The sequence below is a fragment of the Nocardia neocaledoniensis genome, from assembly GCF_029868625.1.
Taxonomy (GTDB): Bacteria; Actinomycetota; Actinomycetes; order Mycobacteriales; family Mycobacteriaceae; genus Nocardia; species Nocardia neocaledoniensis_A.
Map to the genome: position 1 here is coordinate 1 of NZ_JARWOJ010000043.1, position 2,944 is coordinate 2,944.

The window sequence follows — 2,944 nt, forward strand, 5'->3', positions numbered from 1 at the left end:
GCGACGACACCGCCCGAGGCCTGCTCGAATCCGCCACCGCGGTCTACACGCTGGAACGAATCGTGGCCCGCGGAACCTGGTTCGCCGCCCACCGACAGATGACACCCCGGCGCGCCCAACGCGTCCACCGCGAGCTACACCACCACCGCCAGTATCTGGGAGCGCATCTGGGTGAGTTGGTCGACGGATTCGGCATCAACCTCGACGCCTTCGACGCACCGATGGCCGCCCCGGACTACCTGAACTGGTGGCAACGCTGGACCGGTTGGTCGAGCCCGCCAACCGACTCCGCCACCCGGCCGGTCAGCGGCCAGGTGCGGCCATGACCACGCACAAGGCGGTCGTCGTCGGGGCCGGGTTCGGCGGCCTCACCATGGCGGCTGAACTGAAACACGCCGGCATAGGCGAGTTCCTGGTCCTCGAAGAAGGACCCGAGGTCGGTGGGGTATGGCGAGAGAACACCTATCCGGGCTGTTCCTGCGACGTCCCAGCGCACCTGTATTCGTTCGCGTTCGACCCCTACCGCGACGCCCGGGTCCGTTACCCGGACCAGCAGTCGATCTTGACCTACATGCGCGAGGTCACCGACCGCAACGACCTGCGACCACACCTGCGCTGCAACACCACCGTGGTGGCCGCCGACTACAGCGACACCGACCGCACCTGGACCCTGACCACGAGCAGCGGTGAGCTGATCCGCACCCACGCGGTCGTGTGGGCGCTCGGTCAACTGCATCGTCCCGCGATTCCTCGCATGCCAGGGGCGGAGACCTTCGCCGGGCCTGCGTTCCATTCCGCACGGTGGGACCACACCGTCGATCTGAGCGGACAGATCGCGGTGGTCGGCACCGGTTCCTCAGCGGCACAGATGATTCCCGAACTGGCTCGCGTCGCGGCTGGGGTCACGGTGTACCAACGAACCCCGCCCTGGGTCTTGCCCAAGCCGGCCGCCACGTTCGGGCCGGTATCGCGGTGGGCGCTGACACATGTGCCCGGTGCGCACGAGCTGTACCGGTCAGGGATTTATCGCGCCGCCGATCTGGTTCTCGCGCCGATCATGCGCGCCGGGTGGTCAGCACGACCCGCCGAACTCCTCGCACGAGCCCACCTTCGACGACACGTGCACGACCGCGAGCTACGCGCCAAACTCACACCGCAATACCGGATCGGGGAGAAGCGGATACTGCTCGACAACAGTTACTATCCGGCACTGACCCAGCCGCACGTCGAACTGGTCACCGCCCCCATCGACTGGCTCAGCCCGCACGGAATCCGCACGGTCGACGGAAGGCAACGCCACGCCGACGTCATCGTCTGGGCCACCGGATTCCGGGCCCCGGAATTCCTTGCCGGAGTCCGGGTCCGGGGGCGTGAGGGAAGAGACCTGCACGAACTGTGGCAGCGACGAGGGCGACCGACCGCGTTCTACGGCCTCGCGGTGCCAGGCTTCCCGAACCTCTACATGATCGCCGGCCCGCACTCGTTCACCCCGTCCAACAGCAACCCCTCGTTCAAGCAACACCAAGCCCGATACATCGCGCGCTGCCTGGCCCTCAGCGCCGACCGGGGTGCGCCGCTGGAGGTGACCGAGCAGGCAATGGCGAACTACCTCGAACGCCTGGACCGTGCTCTGGCCTGGACTATCTGGTGTGACGGTGTGGCAGGGGCATGGTGGAAGCGCGCCGACGGCACGATCACCAACGCCTGGCCTGAAACCGCCAGGGAGTTCGAAAACGCGCTCGGAGCTAGCGGTCCGGCTGAGTCCTTCGCGAGGGTGGGAGGCGAATGCTCGAGATCACGTCCTGTGACGCGATCTCGATCCCTGCTCGATCTTCGGCTAGACCCGAAGCAGTAGCGAATGAAGGCTAATTGCCGCCGCACCGGATGGATCATCGCCAGGCCCGGCATTACTTCCGCTCCTCACTGGCACTCGCCTGGACCATGACCACAAGCGCTGCGGTGCACCAGCCAGGGAGACATCCAACTACGGGGGTCTCTGCCGAGAACCTAACGGCGGTTGTGTGCCGACGGCCGTCGGAGGCTTCTCGCGCCGCGTTACGAAAGTCGGATCTTAAGGCGAAGTTGCGTCTTGACCTGGGAACTTTCCGTGACAGACTTCATCTGATACCTTGTCCCTCAAGGGGATACCTGTATCCCGCGCTCCAGCTCCATCAGCTGGAGCGCTTTTTTCTGTCCGCCTGTGAAGCCCTCGGCCATGCTGCCGGGGGCTTTTTGTCGTTTGGAGGGTTTCGATGTCGACCGGTGTTCTGTCCGTGGTGGGGGAGTCCACGGCGCTGGCTGTCTGGCCGGTGACGGCATTTCTCGGGGTGGTGTTCGTCGTAACCGTGATTGCGCTCGTGCGTGCTGAACGAAACGATGTACCAAGGATTTTCGCCGCGTTCGTGGGCGGGTTCGGATTCCGCACCGGGCCGGCAGGAGAAGAGGACGCTTCGACGGAGACGGAAGAAGGGGCCCTGGAGGAACACGATGAGTAGGCGTCGAGCTCGCACCGATCAGATTGAACGCCAGGTAGTGCCGCATGATGCCGCCGCGCGCCTGGCCGAACGGCTTAGGCGTCTGCTGGGACAGCAGGCGCTCCTAGATCTAGAGATTCCGGGGGATCTGCCCTGGCAGTCGAGAGAAGAGCTGAGGCCTGCGCGTATGTTCGATGCTCTTCTGCGTGGCGAGTCCTTGCTTGCCGTGGCGCTGAGGACCGGTGCGAGCACTGCGGATGTGTTGGGGGCTTACCGCGACCTCGTGGACGAGTTGAGCTTCGTCTGGGATCCCGACCAGTGGTCACCGGATGATGATCGGGTCAACGCCGAGGAATTCGCGGCCTACCTCAGGAAGAAGATTGCGGGTCCGACAGCCGTTCGGCCACCCGACCCTGCGTGCACAATCCACGTCGGTGACCGGGCAGGAGCGACAACGTTACGTTCGCAAT

3 protein-coding genes and 1 pseudogene are annotated in these 2,944 nt (G+C 65.1%); all 4 read left to right on the forward strand.

What is annotated here, in order from left to right; translation table 11 throughout:
* Nucleotides 1-326 (forward strand): annotated as a pseudogene (locus tag QH270_RS02145) (hypothetical protein); the annotation flags it as partial.
* Nucleotides 323-1,855, forward strand: coding sequence for a flavin-containing monooxygenase (locus QH270_RS02150; protein WP_280338632.1), 1,533 nt, complete (start codon nucleotides 323-325; stop codon nucleotides 1,853-1,855). The pseudogene QH270_RS02145 and the gene QH270_RS02150, both read left to right, overlap by 4 nt.
* Before the next feature lie 397 nt (nucleotides 1,856-2,252).
* The gene (locus QH270_RS02155) at nucleotides 2,253-2,495 is read left to right on the forward strand and encodes a hypothetical protein (protein WP_280338633.1); all 243 of its coding nucleotides are present in this window, start codon (nucleotides 2,253-2,255) and stop codon (nucleotides 2,493-2,495) included.
* The coding region (locus QH270_RS02160) for a hypothetical protein (RefSeq protein ID WP_280338634.1) at nucleotides 2,488-2,944 on the forward strand (457 nt) is incomplete at its 3' end. The genes QH270_RS02155 and QH270_RS02160, both read left to right, overlap by 8 nt.

Coding starts and splice junctions, on each gene's coding strand:
- QH270_RS02150 (WP_280338632.1), top strand. CDS start 323: ATGACCACGCACAAGGCGGTCGTCGTCGGGGCCGGGTTCGGCGGCCTC.
- QH270_RS02155 (WP_280338633.1), top strand. CDS start 2,253: ATGTCGACCGGTGTTCTGTCCGTGGTGGGGGAGTCCACGGCGCTGGCT.